Genomic DNA, 16,364 nt, shown 5'->3' with positions numbered 1-16,364 from the left:
ATCAAATAAAAAATCTATTCTCAAAACAGAAAGCTGGAAGCAGCATAACCTGGTTTCCAGCTTTCTTGCACCTTAGCGGCGAAGTCCCAAACTAGCAATTAACGCTGCGTAACGTTCAGTATCCTTAGATTTTAAGTATTCTTGAAGTTTACGACGTTGGTTAACCATACGAATAAGACCACGACGTGAGTGGTGATCTTTTGCATTAGCTTTAAAGTGATCGCTCAACTTGTTAATATTGGCTGTTAATAGCGCAATTTGAACTTCTGGAGAGCCAGTATCACTCGCACCACGTGCATATTGCTTAACGATTTGAGCTTTTTCTTCTACTGTAAGTGCCATATTTTATTACCTTTTAAAAGCAGACCAGGGAAACTCCCTGTGTTATTGATAAGAGGATTAACCGTGTCTGCTAACAGCCACCCTCTAAAGGTATTAATCAACTAATACCTTATTCTCAAAAATCTTTAATTCAGCCTGATATTATAACAGTTATTAGCTATTTTGTATCAAACGTTTTGGCGCTAATCGACCATCATTAGCTACTTCACCAATACCAATAAAACGACCTTGATGATCGCGTACTCGAATATAAGTATTTAAAGGTGCTTCTGGCACACGAACTGGCTGACCATGTAACCAATAATAGCTAGTATGCTCTGTTAGCTCTAGGCAAGGCCAATGCAATAGCCCTGCATCAACTGGTAACAAAAATTGATCAAGCGCTTCACTACCTGATTTTTCTTGCAATTCAATCAGCGTTTCTAAATCAATAGCTTGCTCAAGATGAAAGGGACCCGCCTCGGTACGACAAAGCATTGCCACATGAGCACCACAACCTAACACCTGACCAATATCTTCTACTAGCGTACGAATATAAGTACCTTTACTACAAGAAACTACTAAACGAGCTTTATCACCTTCAAAAGACAATAACTCTAATTCATCAATAGTAATTTGGCGTGGCTCTCTATCGACTACTTCCCCTGCCCTAGCCAATTTATAAAGAGGCTGACCATCTTTCTTAATAGCAGAATACATGGGAGGAATCTGGGTAATTTCCCCTCTAAAACGAGGTAATACAGCTAATAAATCTTGTTCAGTGCAGTTTACTGGTTTTTGTTCTAATACCTGCCCTTCAGCATCCCCCGTTGCAGTAGTAATACCTAACTGCATCACCACTTCATAACGTTTATCTGCATTTAATAAATATTGAGAAAACTTAGTAGCCTCACCAAAACAGATAGGTAATACACCCGTTGCTAATGGATCTAGACTACCTGTATGACCTGCCTTGTTAGCATTAAATAACCAACGTACTTTTTGCAATGCTGCATTAGAGCTAAACGTTAATGGTTTATTTAGTATCAATACCCCATCCACAGATCTGCGCTTACGCTTTACCTGACTCACTCCTCATCATCTCCCTGACGATATTTACGATCTTCAGCAAGTGCTTTATCTATTAATGCTGACATCGTACTACCACGTACAATACTTTCATCATAAACAAAGTGTAACTGAGGAATAGTACGCAACTTCATCGCTTTACCTAATAGACTACGCAAGTAACCGCTGGCATTAGTTAATATCTCTAGACTTAATGCAATATCATCTTCTGCATTTTTACCCATCACAGTGATATATACTTTTGCATGCCCTAAATCACGTGCCACATTCACAGCTGTAATAGTAACAATCCCTAAACGAGGATCTTTAATTTCACGTTGAATTAACAAAGCTAATTCACGCTGCATTTGATCACCTACACGCTGAGTTCGGCTATATTCTTTTGCCATAATTTTTAATTTAACCCTAGCTTTATAAACTACTTAGTATAAAAATAATTCAATTAATCTAAATAAATAAGTTCCCCATAATGAAATCACTATGGAGAACTTAGTTGATAATGCTATTTATTAAAGTGAACGAGCGACTTGAACTTTTTCAAACACTTCAATCTTATCACCCACTTTAACATCATTGTAGCTCTTAACGCCGATACCACACTCCATACCAGCACGTACTTCAGCCACATCATCTTTAAAGCGACGTAGTGATTCTAATTCACCTTCAAAGATAACCACATCATCACGTAATACACGGATTGGACGGTTACGATGCACTAAACCTTCAGTTACCATACAACCTGCAATGGCACCAAACTTAGGTGAACGGAATACATCACGTACTTCTGCAATACCTAGGATATTTTCACGAACATCACTACCTAACATACCCGATAGTGCTTTCTTCACATCCTCAATAATGTCATAAATAACGTTATAATAACGTAAGTCTAAACCTTCTGACTCAACAATCTTACGTGCACCTGCATCAGCACGAACGTTAAAGCCGAAAATTACTGCATTAGAAGCTAAGGCTAAGTTAGCATCACTTTCTGTAATACCACCTACACCAGTACCTACTACTCGTACTTGTACTTCATCATTACCTAAATCAACTAACGATGACTGTAATGCTTCCAAAGAACCGCGCACATCTGCTTTTAACACAATATTGAGGCTCTTCTTCTCATCTTGTCCCATGTTGTCAAAGATATTCTCTAACTTCGCTGAATGTTGACGAGCTAATTTAACTTCACGGAATTTACCTTGGCGGAATAAAGCCACTTCACGTGCTTTCTTCTCATCAGGTACCACATTCACTTCATCACCAGCATCTGGCGTACCATCCAGACCCAATACTTCTACAGGAATAGAAGGACCAGCCTCTTTAATAGGCTTACCATTTTCGTCCAGCATAGCACGTACACGACCATAGTTAACACCTACTAGAATCATGTCACCTTGATGTAAGGTACCATTTTGCACCAAAATAGTAGCAACAGGGCCACGGCCCTTATCAAGGCGTGACTCAATAACAATGCCCTGTGCAGGCGCACTTGGTACAGCTGTTAATTCTAAAAGCTCAGCCTGTAATAATACTGATTCCAATAACGTATCAATATTAGTACCTTGCTTAGCTGATACAGGAATGAATTGGGTATCACCACCCCAATCTTCTGGGATAACATCACGACCAGCTAGTTCATTCTTAATACGATCTAAATCAGCTTCTGGCTTATCAATTTTGTTAATCGCTACAACAATAGGTACACCTGCTGCTTTAGCATGTTGAATCGCTTCTTCAGTTTGAGGCATCACACCATCATCAGCAGCTACCACAAGAATAACAATATCAGTTGCCTGTGCACCACGGGCACGCATTGCAGTAAATGCAGCATGGCCTGGTGTATCTAAGAAAGTAATCATGCCACGATCTGTTTCCACATGGTAAGCACCAATATGCTGAGTAATGCCACCTGCCTCACCCGTAGCCACTTTAGTACGGCGGATATAGTCAAGTAACGAAGTTTTACCATGGTCAACATGCCCCATCACTGTTACTACAGGAGCACGATGAATAGCTTCACCTTCAAATTTTAATGACTCTGCTAATTGATCTTCTAAAGCATTATTGTTAATTAACTTAACGGTATGCCCCATTTCCTCAACTACTAACTGAGCTGTATCACGGTCTAATACTTGATTGATAGTGACCGGAGAGCCCATTTTAAACATAAGCTTAACAACTTCCGCACCTTTTACGGCCATTTGTTGAGCTAATTCTGCTACAGTGATGGTTTCACCAATATTTACTTCGCGCACTATAGGTCCTGTTGGTGCTTGGAAACCATGCTGATTTTCCGCAGCACGTTTCTTTTGTTTATTTTTACCACGGCTACCGCCACGACGAGCGTAACCTGCCTCTTCATCATCATCACTTATTGCATGAAGATTACGAGGAGCACTTATCTTAGTAGGTTTTGCAGCAGCAGCTTTACGCTCACGACGCTCTTCTTCCTCATCACGGCCTCTCGAAGCTCGACGAGGCTCTTCACGCAATACCACTTTCTCTTTTTTAGGCTTATTCTTAGCCTTTGCTGCTTCTTCTTGCTCTGTTGTTACAGGTTGAACTTTATCTTCAACATTAACAGGCGTTGCTTTAACTGCCTCATTAACATCTGTTTTACGGCGAACTTCAACTGTAACAGTGTTAGAGCTAGGTATTCTAACAGGCTCTACTTTAACTTTTTCTGGCACTTCTTTTTTCTTAGTTACTTCAACAACGGGTTCTTTCACTTTTTCTACTGGCTGAACTACAGGTTTTTCTTCTTTAGCCTTAGTTGCACCAGTTTCTTTAGTTGCAGTAGGTTGCTTAACCTGTTTCTCTGCTTCTTTTTGATTTTTAGGAGCTTCTTTGGCTTTAGACTCCTTCACGTTTGGTTCTACCTGATTTTCTACAACTTGTTTAGTTTCCGCAGCAACAGTAGCTTTTGGCTGTTTCGGTGCAGCTTTCTCAACTACTACTGGTTCCTCTACAGGCTCTTCAGGTACATCACGTTTAACAAACGTTTTCTTCTTACGATGCTCTACCTTAACTGTTTTAGTACCGGCTTTAATCTGTTCTGTGGTTTTACGTTTTAACGTTATCTTTTTAGGTGCATCAGTTTTTGCTTTATCACCACTTAAATAAGTTAATAATTGTTGCTTTTCTTTATCTGATACTTTTTGATCAGCACTTGTATGTGGTAATCCTGCTTCTTTCATTTGTTGTAGCAAACGATCTACAGGAGCTTTAACACTTGCTGCCAATTCTTTTACTGTAACCTGTGTCATTTCTCTCTCCTCAAGCCTATTAACCATTAAATGCTCTACTCAAACCAATGAGCACGAGCAATCATGATTAACTCTCCTGCACGCTCTTCATTCATCCCTGTAATTTCGACTAAGTCGTCAACACTTTGTTCAGCCAAGTCTTCACGAGTAATAATGCCATTAATAGCTAGCTGTCTAGCCAACTCCTCATCCATACCTTCCAATGCTAAAAGATCTTCTGCTGGCTTCGCAGAGGCCAATTTTTCTTCAGTAGCAATAGCTCTAGTTAATAAGCGATCTTTAGCACGGTTTCTTAATTCACTTACAATTTCTTCATCAAAACCATCAATACTTAGCATCTCTTCCATAGGTACATAAGCAACCTCTTCTAAGGTAGTGAATCCTTCCTCTACTAATAATTGAGCTAGCTCTTCATCTACATCCAACTCATCAATAAAGGCTTGCAGAATATCTCCTGTCTCTGCTTGTTGTTTTTCCTGAATCTCATCTTCAGTCATTACATTTAAAGTCCAACTAGTTAGTTGACTTGCTAAACGTACATTTTGACCACCACGACCAATCGCTTGTGCTAAGTTCTCTTCAGCCACTGCAATATCCATCGTATGAGTATCTTCATCAACAATAATGGTTGCTACTTCCGCAGGAGCCATTGCATTGATTACATACTGCGCTGGATTTTCATTCCATAACACAATATCAACACGCTCACCACCTAACTCACCAGATACTGCTTGCACACGTGAGCCACGCATACCAATACAAGCACCTTGCGGGTCAATGCGTTTATCTTTAGAACGTACGGCTAATTTAGCGCGCGAACCTGGGTCACGAGAAGCACCCATTACTTCGATTAAGCCTTCTGAAATTTCAGGTACTTCAATACGGAATAATTCAATAATCATTTCAGGTGCTGTACGAGATAAAATAAGCTGTGGTCCACGGTGTTCTGTACGAATCTCTTTTAATAATGCACGAACTCTCATGCCTACTCTGAAAATCTCACGAGGTATCACTTGATCACGAGGTAAAATAGCTTCCGCATTGTTACCTAAATCTAAAATAATACTTTCTCTTGTTACTTTTTTAACAGTACCAGAGATAATTGAGCCTACATGTTCACGATAAGCGTCAACCATTTGTGCACGTTCAGCTTCTCTTACTTTTTGTACAATAACTTGCTTTGCTGTTTGTGCGGCAATACGACCAAATTCTACAGAAGCAATTTTTTCTTCAACAACATCGTCAATCTCTGCATCAAAACCTTTTTCTTTTGCTTCTTCTACTGTTAATTCAGCCGCAGGATTAACCTGATCTATCTCATCAACTATATGCCATTGACGATAAGTCTCATAATCTCCTGTACGAGGATCGATTTGCACCCGTACCTCTATATCATCGTCATAAGACTTTTTAGTCACTGTAGCTAATGCAATTTCTAGTGCCTCAAAAATTACACTTGGTGGCACACCTTTTTCATTTGATACTGATTCAACAACCAATAATACTTCTTTACTCATTTCTCTGCCTCTTCCCATCCTTAATAACTGTTAACTGTTGTTAATCAAAATTTGGCTCTATATTAGCCTTCTCTATTAGTTCTATTGGTAATAGATACTCTTGATTATCAACTCGTAATACTATTTGTTGGTCCTCGATGCCTTGTAAACTTCCATTAAAATTACGTCTACCTTCAAAAGCACTGCGTAACTTAACTTTTATCTGTTCGCCTATATATTGTTCATATTGCTCTAAGGTAAACAATGGTCGATCCATTCCAGGCGAAGAAACCTCCAAGGTATACTCATAAGGAATAGGATCTTCTACATCCAATATTGCACTGACCTGCTTGCTGACTTTTTCACAATCTTCCACACCAATTCCATTGCTATGATCAATAAACACTCTAAGTAAGGAGTGCTTACCTTGTGAAATAAATTCAACTCCCCAACACTGATAACCTAAAGACTCAATGACTGGAGCTAGCAGTGTCTGTAATTGTTCTAATCTAGTAGACACTTTTGCCTCCAATAAAAAATGGGCGTATAGCCCATTTTTATAATTAATTTTAAAACTGTAATTAACAAAAAACCCCATAATTGGGGCTTTTTAAAATATGGTTGCGGGGGCTGGATTTGAACCAACGACCTTCGGGTTATGAGCCCGACGAGCTACCAAGCTGCTCCACCCCGCGTCAAAGTGGGGCAATGATATAGAAAAATAATACATGCGTCAAGTAAAAAGACTGTTTAATTTTTATTAAACACAAATTTAACTATTCTTTAATAACTTTCTTTATTACTTAAAATTATTATTATTATCATGTAAACTAACTAATGCCCCTTACTTACTAAATCTTAGGTAGATACTTTATGTCTAAAACTGTTCATGAAAATTTAATTGATTTACAGTATAAATTAAACCATGCCAAAACCAATACTACTGCTGATAAAGAAGAAATAGAACGTTTGGCAGAGAAGATTAACCATCAACTGGAACTAGAAAAACTAGGCCAACAACCTGATATTAATTTAGTAGAAGAATTAGGACTAGCTGTAGGAGAATTTGAAGCTGAACATCCTACATTGTCAGCAGCCCTGAGAAATATTATGATTACACTACAAAATATTGGTATTTAATAATAAGGCAGTTTTATTACTGCCTTACTAATCGATTGTTACCATACTCAATTTGCTTAAGGCTACGACAAGGATTAATATCCAGACCACCACGCCTTACATAACGCCCTATTACTATCAGTTGTTCTGGTTTCAATAAGCCATTCAAATCCAAGAAGATACGTTCTATACATTGCTCATGAAAATCAGCATGTTGTCGAAAGCTAATAATATACTGTAATAAACTACCATGATCTAATTGTTTAGCTGCTTTATAAGTGATGGATAATGTAGCCCAATCAGGTTGTCCTGTTACTGGACAATTAGATTTTAATAGATGAGTATATACTGTCTCCTCTACTTCTTTATCATGGGTTTTTAATAAAGTTGCTGTAGGGTGATTATATTGATCAATCTTGATATCAAGATCATCTATACAAATACCTTCTACATTAGTAAGGCCAAATTTAGTAAAAGCATCTAACGTATATAAATTAACAACAACAGACTTTCCTGCTGCTGCCGAAAGGTCAGTAATTAAGGCCTGCTTTACAACCTCATCCGACTCAAATACCGTTTGATTAAAACTATTTAAATACAGCTTAAAGGACTTAGACTCAATAATAGCAGGTGAGTCCGCAGGTATAATAAACTCAGCAATCATAACCTTTGGTTTACCTGAAGGCGTTAACCATGACAGTTCATAACTATTCCAAATATCAACACCGTAATAAGGCAAGGTATTTGCTGTTAAACCTAACTCTTGCCACTTAACTTGACGTGCTATTGGAAATAGCAAATCTGGCTGATAATGATCAATATATTGATTTACTTTACCTAATGGCGACTCTTCAGCTGGATGATAATTCATAACTAATTAGCTAACTCTTGTTTAATACTTGCAAAAGTACGTACCCAAGGCTTACTTTCTTGAATAGCTGCAGGTAACTTTTTAATTGCCTCTTGTGCAGCAGAACGACTCGTAAATTCACCTTGAGTAATTACATAATCAATTTTATCTGCTCTTAAGCGTTTAAAATATTGATAACTACCCGATTGTTTACGAATAAAATCTTGTGCTGCCTTTTCGTTACTCGCCACACTAACTTGAATAGTAAAGTTAGCTCCTGTTTTACCACGATACCACGCATTACCCTGTGCAACTGGCTTAGCTGTTTCTTGGGGTTTGGTTACTTCTTGTGGATTATTTGCAACTGGTTTAACTTCTGGCTTAGTAACAGTTTGGGTTTGAGTAGCAACAGGTGGTGTAGGTTCTGTTACTACAGGAGGAGGTAACATTGCATTATCAACAACTGGAGTGTCATTATTTAACGGCTGATTATTGGATGGTGCGACATCTGTTGATAATGGTATATCTTGAGTAACTTGACCAGAACCTGCATCACTAGGTAAATCTGCATAATGGCTGGCAACAATGGTCGGCTCTTGCTCCGTAGAAGGTGATTTTGAAAATAATAAAATAGCTACTAAAGCGATTGCAATGACACCTGCTATCGCTAAATGTTTTTTGGGTAACATTAATTTAGGTTTTGCTGCCTTTACTTCTCTTGTTGTATCAGAGGCATAAAGAGCAACTTCATCCTCACTTTCATCAAAATCATTAAATAATGAAGATTGATCTTGATGTTGCATATTTTCAATCAAGATATCTCTAGCCACCTGATTAATAACACCAGGCCAACCACCTGATTTTGTATAAATCTCTAACAATTGTTCATCAGTAAATATACCTAACTCTTGCCCTGCTCCCTCTAAACGCAATAAAAGATATTCTTTAATTTCTTCTAAAGTATAAGGCGTTAATGGCAAATTAAAGGTAACTTCTTTAGCTAATGAAGAACTTTCTAATTGATCTAATAAATTTGGTCTAGCAAATAAAAATATGTGCAAACTGGCTAAATGCTCATTAGCTAAATTTAATAATAATTGGATAATATCTTCTGATAATTGGTCAGCATCATCTATCATAAAATATAGGCTGATACTTTGTTCTGACAACTTACTGATTTGCTCAATAATAGCTGCTATTGTATTATTGGTCGCTTGTAGCTCTTCTACTAACAAAGCTAAAACATCTGAAACTTTTTCACAATCAGCCGCTGAAATATTAATAATTTTTATAGTGTCTTTATTAACACTTGCTATCAGTGCTTGTCTTAATAGTGTTTTACCACTACCTTTAGGCCCTGTTATTAATAACATCAACTGACTATGACGAGCTAAATGATGCAACTGCCCTAAAATAGTTTTACGCTGAGCAGGGAAAAATTTAAAGTTAGGAACCCTTGCAGCAAAAGGATCATGGTCTAACTGATAATAACTTAAAAAAGGTTCATCTGCCCGTAACGTATTCATTTATTTAATCCGTCAAAATAGAGTCAAGCAATTGTTGATAATTAGTGGATAGTATAGCATTCAATATATCACTAGCAAATTCACTTGTTACTACTGCTTCACCTATTTTTTGTAATAAAACAAGACGTATTTGTCCATCTAACGTTTTTTTATCTACCCGCATATATTTTAGAAAATCATTTGCGGTCATGTTAGTAGGTGGAACAATGGGTAAACCAGCTTTAGCGAATAATTTAATACCTCTATCACGATCTTGTGCTGATAGCCAACCTAGTTGCATAGACATTTCTAAAGCCATTACCGTACCTGCTGCAACTGCTTCGCCATGTAACCAATTACCATAGCCTTGATGCGTCTCAATAGCATGACCAAATGTATGACCCAAATTTAAAATAGCGCGAATTCCTGACTCTGTCTCATCCATCGCCACTACACGCGCTTTAATATCGCAAGACCATTCAATCGCTTTAATTAAACTTTGTGTATCCAAGCTTTTTAGCTGATCAATATTTAACTCTAACCAGTCAAAAAAATCTTTATCTGCAATCAAGCCATATTTGATAACTTCTGCTAAGCCTGCTGATAGCTCTCTTGCAGGTAATGTATGCAAAGTGCTAATATCAATAATAACTGACTTAGGCTGATAAAATGCACCTATCATATTTTTGCCTAAGTCATGATTAATCCCTGTTTTGCCACCTACAGAAGAATCAACTTGAGATAATAATGTAGTAGGTACTTGAATAAAATTAACACCTCGTTGATAACAAGCAGCAGCAAAACCAGTCATATCACCAATGACACCACCACCTAAAGCAATTAAGGTAACCTTACGGGTACACTCTGCTGTAAGCAAACCATCAAAAATTAGTTGTAATGTCTGCCAATTTTTATACTTTTCTCCATCTGGTAACACTACACTTTCATATTGATAATCTACTAGTTGAGCTAATAAACTATCTAAATATAAAGGTGCTACTGTTTCATTGGTTACCACAACTACTTGACTACCTTTAATATAAGGCTCAAGCAATTCTTTTCGAAATAAGCTTTCACCAATAAAAATAGGGTAGCTACGATCACCTAACTCTACTTGTAACCTATGCATATTAAATTCCAGATAAATAATAGAAGTAATTGAGTAGAACTTTACTACAAACCTAAAGATTCTAAAATATGTTGGATTAAAAAACGTGGATGACGCTCATCAGTTGTGATAATTATATGAGCTACTTGACGGTATAATGGATCCCTTATAGCCATAAGGTCTTGTAATACTTTTTTAGGATCAGCTACTTGCAATAGTGGCCTTTGTTTATCTTTTGCTGTGCGTGATATCTGCTGTTCAACAGAAGCATGCAAATAAATAACGGTTGTTTTATCAAACAATATCTGTCGTGTTTCTTCTCGAAGAATTGCACCACCACCTGTGGCTAAAACAAAACCATCATTACCTTCATTACAAATCTCTGTAATAATATTTTGTTCTCTATCTCTAAATCCCTTTTCACCTTCCACATCAAAAATCCATGAAATACTGGCACCTGAACGTGCTTCTATCTCACGATCCGAATCAATAAAAGGTAAATTGAGCTCTCTAGAAAGTAGACGCCCAATGGTGCTTTTTCCAGCTCCCATTGGGCCCACTAATGTTAAACATCTTGACAACGTGTTATCTCGAAGCAAACGCCTTACTATCAATAATACGTGGAGTTATAAAAATTAATAACTCTTGTTTAGTATTAGATACAGTATCACGACGGAACAAGCGTCCCATCACAGGTAAATCACCTAAGAATGGTACTTTTTCTGTTACTTTACTTTGTTCATTCTGGAACACACCACCTAATACAATAGTTTCACCATCAGACACTAATACTTTAGCATTAACTTCATTTTTATTAATGGGTGGAACACCTTGATATGTCCGTGACTCATTAACAGAGTCTTTAGTCACTGTAACAGCCATCATAATTTGATTATCTGGAGTAATTTGTGGAGTTACCTCTAAAGAAAGTAATGCCTCCTTAAATGAAGTAGAAGTAGCACCACTTGAAGAGGCTTCTTGATAAGGTACTTCTTGACCTTTCATAATCCTTGCAGTTTCTTTATCTGAAGTTGTTACTTTCGGTTGAGAAATTATCTCACCTTGTCCAGATTTCTGCATAGCATTTAATTTTAAATCAATCATTACATTCGAACTAAAAAAACCTATACCAATACCTGAGGTGGCATTTGCCGCACCTAAGTCTACTACTGGTGCTGCTGGTGTCCACATGTAGTTATCTCCATCATGAGTAATCGATGTACCAAGATTACCAAAATCTTTGCCAGCGCCCTCAGAGTTTACACGACCATCAGCACCACCATAACTTTGCCAATTACGAGATTTTGAGCCAATATCAGCTCCCCAACGAACCCCTAGGCTTTTAGCGAAATCAACATTAGCCTCAACAATACGTGCTTCAATTTGTACTTGACGCACAGGTCGGTCTAACTGAGTGATAATACGTCTTAACTCTTCTAAACGTTCTTCTGTTTGATAAGCAATAATCGTGTTAGTACGCTTATCAACAGTCAAAGAACCTCGATCATTACTAGTCATATTCGCATTATAAGCACCATTCTGATTAGTTTGTACACTATTAGTCTGGGACATAGTTGCTTGGAATAATGCAATAATACTTGTAGCATCAGCATAATTAACAGGGATAAGCTCACGACGTAAAGGTTGTGTTGCTTTTAATGTTTGTTCAGCATCAAACATTCTACGAGCAGACTCTGCTAACTCATCAGCAGGAGCAATAATAAGAATATTACCTTCTTGACGCTTTGCAAGCCCTCTTGTACGCATGATAATATCTAATGCTTGATCCCATGGTACATTTTGTAAACGTAAAGTAATATTACCTGTTACTGAATCAGTAGCCACTAAATTTAATTTAGTAAAATCTGCTAGAATTTGTAATACACTTCTTACTTCAATATCTTGGAAATTTAAAGATAAAGTATCACCTTTAAAAACACCTTGATCTTCTAAACGGCGTTGTTTTTCTTCTGCAGATACATGTTTAACACTAACAGTTAATTCATCATTAGCTTGAAAAACTAAATAATCATAATTTCCCTTAGGCTCAATAGAAATACTCGAACCATCCGATTTAGCTGTTGAGTTAATAAACTGCACAGGCGTTGCAAAATCTTTAACATCTAACCGTACACGTAATGATTCAGGTAATTGTGTTTTAGGGAAATTAAGAACTATTTTACCTCCCTTTTCTTGTACATCAGGACTAATTGTACTATTTGATAACTTAACGACAATATTACCTTCACCATTATCACCACGTCTAAAATCAATATTTTCAATAGCATTTCCAACTGAGGTAACTGCTTTTGTGGTAACTGGCGTAACATTATTTGTTGGCTTAGTAGATACTGTAGAAGCAGTATTTGTTTGAGCAACTGGTGATGCCGTAGTTTTATCACCTAATATAATAAAAATATTATTGCCTTCTGCACGCGTTGTATAAGGTACTAAAGTATTTAAGCCTACCACTAATCGCGTTACATTTTTAGATTCAACTACTGTTAGATTTCTTACATTACCTATACCAACAGCCCTTCTTTTCTCACCTAATTGGCTTGTAACACCAGGTAAATCAAGGGCAATACGTGCAGGCTGATCAATTGTATAACCATTAGGCGCTGCTACTGGTTCATCAAACATTAATTTAAGCTCTACCCGTTCGCCAGGTAAAGAAACAACATCCATATCTTTTAAATTAGCTGCATATAATATTGAGGGAATAGCCATACCTAATAAAGCTACACTTAAACGTATTAAAGAAACATTCATTGCTGTTTTCCGTTGTTCAATTGGGGTATTCTTTTTCATCTGTAACATCCTTAAGATTAATTTTTAAGCTCTAAGGTATAGGGTCTTTCTCGGCAACCTTCATTACCATCAGAAATTTTCTCTAGAACTTCAAGTCCAAAATCATTAATGGAGATTACTTGTCCATGATTTACACCAATGTAATCTCCTACTCTTATGCGATGAATACCTCCAGCACCACGCAATAATGCATAATGCTCTTTGTCATTTTCTATTGTACCCACCATAGCAAATGATCCTATATCAAAGCCTTCTAAATATTGTTTTGGCCTTGTCAAATCAGGCATAACACATTTAACACCTGACTCATCAGGATCTGGTTTTGGTTGCATAATAGCATCTTGACTTTGAAAAGGGTCTCTCATAAAAGTAGCTGTATATGAAAAAGGTAAATAAGGCTTTGGTTCAGGCAAAGGTTCAATTGCCCTAGCAGGCCTAGCTTTAATACGATCGGTATATTCTTCTAAATCGGTAATACCTGAGTTTCCACAACCTACCAATACACTTGTTAATACACCCAAGAATAGAATGCGTTTAAACATTATCATTTCACATCCTCACGGTAACGGTATGTTTTCGCTAAAACATTAATAGTTAACTTAGAAGAATCTCCTACCACCTCTGGTTTTATTGAAAAATCATTTAATGTAACAATCCTAGGTAATGCAGCAACCTTAGTAGCAAAATTAGCAAATGCGTGATAATTACCCGTTATGGTAATTTGTACAGGCAACTCTACATAAAAAGGCTGTTTTACTTCTTTTTGAAGTCTAATTTGTTTAAATTCTAAACCGCTCGTTAAACCCGCTTTAGTTACATCTTCAATTAAACCTGGCACTTCAGTTTCAGCTGGTAATTGCTTTAGTAAACCACTAAATGATTCCTCAATAGCATCCATTTGAGCCTTATAAGCGTTTAAACTAGCTGATTGAGCAGCCTTTGTTTCAAAGTCTGCTTTCAACTTTGGCTCTTGACCCCTTGCTTTTTCTAAAGAGGCACGAACATCACTTAAAACAAAGTTATAACCTAAAACACAAATAACAATTAATACCAATAAACAAGCAAGAACCATAATAGGTAGAGGCCATGTTCCAGGACTCTTAAGATCTAAATTGTTTAGATCTAAGCTTTTTAAATCAAGACTCATTGTATAGCCCCCCCATCCTTTGGTTCACCTTGATCAACTAATAAAGTAAAACTTGCTGTTTTGTCATTTGGATCTTTTTTGTTGATTTGAGTAATCACAGCCAAATTAGGATTAGCTAACCATGGTGAGTTATCAAAATTACGCATCAATTGTGAAACACGATTATTAGAAACTGTCATACCTTGAATAGTGATTTGTTTATTACTTTTAGATAAAGAAGTATAAAAAACACCCTCTGGCAAGGTACGAACAAATTGGTCTAATAATCTCGCTAGAATTTGACGATTTGACTGTAAATCTTGAATAATCTTCATCCGAGATAATAATTCAGATTTTTTAGATTTCAAATCCTCAATTATTTTAAGATTATTATCCATTACCGTAATTTGTTGCTTTAGATAACTATTACGTAAATTTTGATTTTCAACTTGTAACTCAAAATACTTATTAGCAATATAAACCAAAATAACAGCAACCACTACAGCAACTGCTACAGCTATAAAAAATTGACGTTTCCGCTCTTCCCGTAGCTGCTCACGCCATGGTAATAAATTAATACGTACCATTAGTCAAAACTCCTCATTGCTAAACCACAAGCAATCATCAGTGATGGTGCATCCTGTGCCAATACAGATGCATTAATTTTAGATGATGTTTTCATCTCGGCAAAAGGATTAGCCATCTCTGTTGCGATGTTCAATTTATCTTGGATATAACTTGGTAATTGCTGAATACGTGCACCACCACCAGCTAGAACAATTCCATCAATAGTATTATGTTGTCCTGTTGCAAAGAAAAACTGTAAGGAACGAGCTATTTGATCAGAGATTTGATCCATAAATCCTTGTAATACTGATTGCTCATAATCCTCAGGCAACTCTCCTCTTTTCTTCGCACGCTCTGCATCAAGGAAGGTTAAACCGTAGTGTCTTTGTATCTCTTCAGTAAGTTGACGACCACCAAACATTTGCTCACGATTATAAATAATATGTCCATTATGGATAATATTAAAACTAAGCATTGATGATCCAATATCAATAACAGCAATTGGTGCAGCAGCGCCGGCGCTTTTCACCATAGGGATAAGTGCTGCTGCCCGCTCCATAGCATAGGATTCAAGATCAACAACACCTGCTGATAATCCTGTATAAGCTAATACTGCTTCTCTCGTTTCGATACTTTCTTTGCGGCAAGCAGCTAACAAAACTTCTTCTTTAGAATCATCATTGGGTGATGATGTACCTAAGCGTGCAAAGTCAATAGCCACTTCATCTAAAGGATAAGGAATATATTGATCCGCTTCTAATTGCAGTTGAACTTCTACATCCGCATCACTCATTCCTTTTGTAACTTCTACAACACGAGTAATCACAGATGAGCCACCAACTGCTACTACAGCAGACGTTGCCTTAACCTTAGCAGCTTTAACAGCTTTCTCTAAGACTTTACCAACTGCTTCGATATCATGGATATTTCTATCAGAAACAACGCCCAATGGCAGTTCTTCGACAGCATACCCATTCAATATATAAGAAGCACCTGACTGATCTAAGTCCACCACTCTCACGGAGCTAGCCCCTATATCAATCCCCAATAACTTTTTAACTTTCTTTTTGAATAGCACGATGTTTTTCCCTATCTACATC

Annotated in this window: 16 protein-coding genes and 1 tRNA gene; 1 reads left to right on the top strand and 16 read right to left on the bottom strand. The window is 37.1% G+C overall.

What is annotated here, in order from left to right:
• Window positions 1-72 precede the first annotated feature (72 nt).
• From rpsO to ACQVD9_RS05680, 7 genes are all read right to left on the bottom strand, one after another.
• Window positions 73-342: a 30S ribosomal protein S15 gene (gene rpsO / locus ACQVD9_RS05710; RefSeq protein WP_201094453.1), complete on the bottom strand. Its 270-nt coding sequence runs from the start codon at window positions 340-342 to the stop codon at window positions 73-75.
• 153 nt (window positions 343-495) lie between these two features.
• Window positions 496-1,413 (bottom strand): tRNA pseudouridine(55) synthase TruB, encoded by a 918-nt coding sequence (truB, locus tag ACQVD9_RS05705; protein ID WP_264745111.1) that lies wholly within the window; start codon window positions 1,411-1,413, stop codon window positions 496-498.
• A complete protein-coding gene (gene rbfA / locus ACQVD9_RS05700; protein ID WP_264745110.1) occupies window positions 1,410-1,799 on the bottom strand; it encodes a 30S ribosome-binding factor RbfA in 390 nt (129 codons plus the stop codon). The genes truB and rbfA overlap by 4 nt, the downstream gene beginning before the upstream one ends.
• A 120-nt stretch (window positions 1,800-1,919) precedes the next feature.
• Window positions 1,920-4,682, bottom strand: a complete 2,763-nt coding sequence (gene infB / locus ACQVD9_RS05695; RefSeq protein ID WP_264745109.1) for a translation initiation factor IF-2 — start codon at window positions 4,680-4,682, stop codon at window positions 1,920-1,922.
• Window positions 4,683-4,717: 35 nt separating this feature from the next.
• Window positions 4,718-6,199, bottom strand: coding sequence for a transcription termination factor NusA (gene nusA / locus ACQVD9_RS05690; RefSeq protein WP_264745108.1), 1,482 nt, complete (start codon window positions 6,197-6,199; stop codon window positions 4,718-4,720).
• Window positions 6,200-6,239: 40 nt separating this feature from the next.
• The gene (gene rimP, locus ACQVD9_RS05685) at window positions 6,240-6,698 is read right to left on the bottom strand and encodes a ribosome maturation factor RimP (protein WP_264745107.1); all 459 of its coding nucleotides are present in this window, start codon (window positions 6,696-6,698) and stop codon (window positions 6,240-6,242) included.
• 98 nt (window positions 6,699-6,796) lie between these two features.
• Window positions 6,797-6,873: transfer RNA gene (locus ACQVD9_RS05680), tRNA-Met, on the bottom strand.
• A gap of 178 nt (window positions 6,874-7,051) precedes the next feature.
• Here ACQVD9_RS05680 and ACQVD9_RS05675 point away from each other — a divergent pair.
• Window positions 7,052-7,318: a DUF4404 family protein gene (locus ACQVD9_RS05675; RefSeq protein WP_264745106.1), complete on the top strand. Its 267-nt coding sequence runs from the start codon at window positions 7,052-7,054 to the stop codon at window positions 7,316-7,318.
• Between the two features lie 16 nt (window positions 7,319-7,334).
• On the opposite strand, the gene queF is transcribed toward ACQVD9_RS05675, so the two are convergent.
• Genes queF through pilM form a run of 9 tightly spaced genes read right to left on the bottom strand, consistent with a single transcriptional unit; the run spans window position 7,335 to window position 16,342 of the window.
• Complete coding sequence (gene queF / locus ACQVD9_RS05670) at window positions 7,335-8,168, bottom strand: NADPH-dependent 7-cyano-7-deazaguanine reductase QueF (RefSeq protein ID WP_264745105.1); 834 nt, start codon at window positions 8,166-8,168, stop codon at window positions 7,335-7,337.
• A gap of 2 nt (window positions 8,169-8,170) precedes the next feature.
• Window positions 8,171-9,673, bottom strand: a complete 1,503-nt coding sequence (locus ACQVD9_RS05665) for an ATPase, T2SS/T4P/T4SS family (RefSeq protein ID WP_264745104.1) — start codon at window positions 9,671-9,673, stop codon at window positions 8,171-8,173.
• 4 nt (window positions 9,674-9,677) lie between these two features.
• Window positions 9,678-10,781, bottom strand: coding sequence for a 3-dehydroquinate synthase (gene aroB / locus ACQVD9_RS05660; RefSeq protein WP_264745103.1), 1,104 nt, complete (start codon window positions 10,779-10,781; stop codon window positions 9,678-9,680).
• 44 nt (window positions 10,782-10,825) lie between these two features.
• Entirely contained in the window at window positions 10,826-11,341 is a 516-nt protein-coding gene (gene aroK, locus ACQVD9_RS05655) for a shikimate kinase AroK (protein ID WP_319804726.1), read from the bottom strand.
• Window positions 11,342-11,345: 4 nt separating this feature from the next.
• On the bottom strand, window positions 11,346-13,532 hold the full coding sequence (locus tag ACQVD9_RS05650; protein WP_264747857.1) for a type IV pilus secretin PilQ: 2,187 nt from the start codon (window positions 13,530-13,532) through the stop codon (window positions 11,346-11,348).
• Window positions 13,533-13,588: 56 nt separating this feature from the next.
• Complete coding sequence (locus ACQVD9_RS05645) at window positions 13,589-14,119, bottom strand: pilus assembly protein PilP (protein WP_264745101.1); 531 nt, start codon at window positions 14,117-14,119, stop codon at window positions 13,589-13,591.
• A complete protein-coding gene (locus ACQVD9_RS05640) occupies window positions 14,116-14,718 on the bottom strand; it encodes a type IV pilus inner membrane component PilO (protein WP_264745100.1) in 603 nt (200 codons plus the stop codon). Before ACQVD9_RS05640 ends, ACQVD9_RS05645 begins: the two co-directional genes overlap by 4 nt.
• The gene (locus tag ACQVD9_RS05635) at window positions 14,715-15,284 is read right to left on the bottom strand and encodes a PilN domain-containing protein (RefSeq protein WP_264745099.1); all 570 of its coding nucleotides are present in this window, start codon (window positions 15,282-15,284) and stop codon (window positions 14,715-14,717) included. Before ACQVD9_RS05635 ends, ACQVD9_RS05640 begins: the two co-directional genes overlap by 4 nt.
• Window positions 15,284-16,342, bottom strand: coding sequence for a type IV pilus assembly protein PilM (gene pilM / locus ACQVD9_RS05630; protein WP_413774138.1), 1,059 nt, complete (start codon window positions 16,340-16,342; stop codon window positions 15,284-15,286). The genes ACQVD9_RS05635 and pilM overlap by 1 nt, the downstream gene beginning before the upstream one ends.
• Window positions 16,343-16,364 lie beyond the last annotated feature (22 nt).

This window comes from Entomomonas sp. E7T21 (assembly GCF_058693955.1).
Note: the sequence above shows the minus strand (reverse complement) of the source record. Positions and strands in the feature narration are given on the sequence as shown.

Excerpts from the sequence above, each read along its gene's own strand:
- ACQVD9_RS05640 (WP_264745100.1), bottom strand. The coding sequence starts at position 14,718 with ATGAGTCTTGATTTAAAAAGCTTAGATCTAAACAATTTAGATCTTAAG.
- infB (WP_264745109.1), bottom strand. The coding sequence starts at position 4,682 with ATGACACAGGTTACAGTAAAAGAATTGGCAGCAAGTGTTAAAGCTCCT.
- nusA (WP_264745108.1), bottom strand. The coding sequence starts at position 6,199 with ATGAGTAAAGAAGTATTATTGGTTGTTGAATCAGTATCAAATGAAAAA.
- ACQVD9_RS05665 (WP_264745104.1), bottom strand. The coding sequence starts at position 9,673 with ATGAATACGTTACGGGCAGATGAACCTTTTTTAAGTTATTATCAGTTA.
- aroB (WP_264745103.1), bottom strand. The coding sequence starts at position 10,781 with ATGCATAGGTTACAAGTAGAGTTAGGTGATCGTAGCTACCCTATTTTT.
- ACQVD9_RS05645 (WP_264745101.1), bottom strand. The coding sequence starts at position 14,119 with ATGATAATGTTTAAACGCATTCTATTCTTGGGTGTATTAACAAGTGTA.
- ACQVD9_RS05635 (WP_264745099.1), bottom strand. The coding sequence starts at position 15,284 with ATGGTACGTATTAATTTATTACCATGGCGTGAGCAGCTACGGGAAGAG.
- ACQVD9_RS05675 (WP_264745106.1), top strand. The coding sequence starts at position 7,052 with ATGTCTAAAACTGTTCATGAAAATTTAATTGATTTACAGTATAAATTA.
- rpsO (WP_201094453.1), bottom strand. The coding sequence starts at position 342 with ATGGCACTTACAGTAGAAGAAAAAGCTCAAATCGTTAAGCAATATGCA.
- rbfA (WP_264745110.1), bottom strand. The coding sequence starts at position 1,799 with ATGGCAAAAGAATATAGCCGAACTCAGCGTGTAGGTGATCAAATGCAG.
- queF (WP_264745105.1), bottom strand. The coding sequence starts at position 8,168 with ATGAATTATCATCCAGCTGAAGAGTCGCCATTAGGTAAAGTAAATCAA.
- ACQVD9_RS05650 (WP_264747857.1), bottom strand. The coding sequence starts at position 13,532 with ATGAATGTTTCTTTAATACGTTTAAGTGTAGCTTTATTAGGTATGGCT.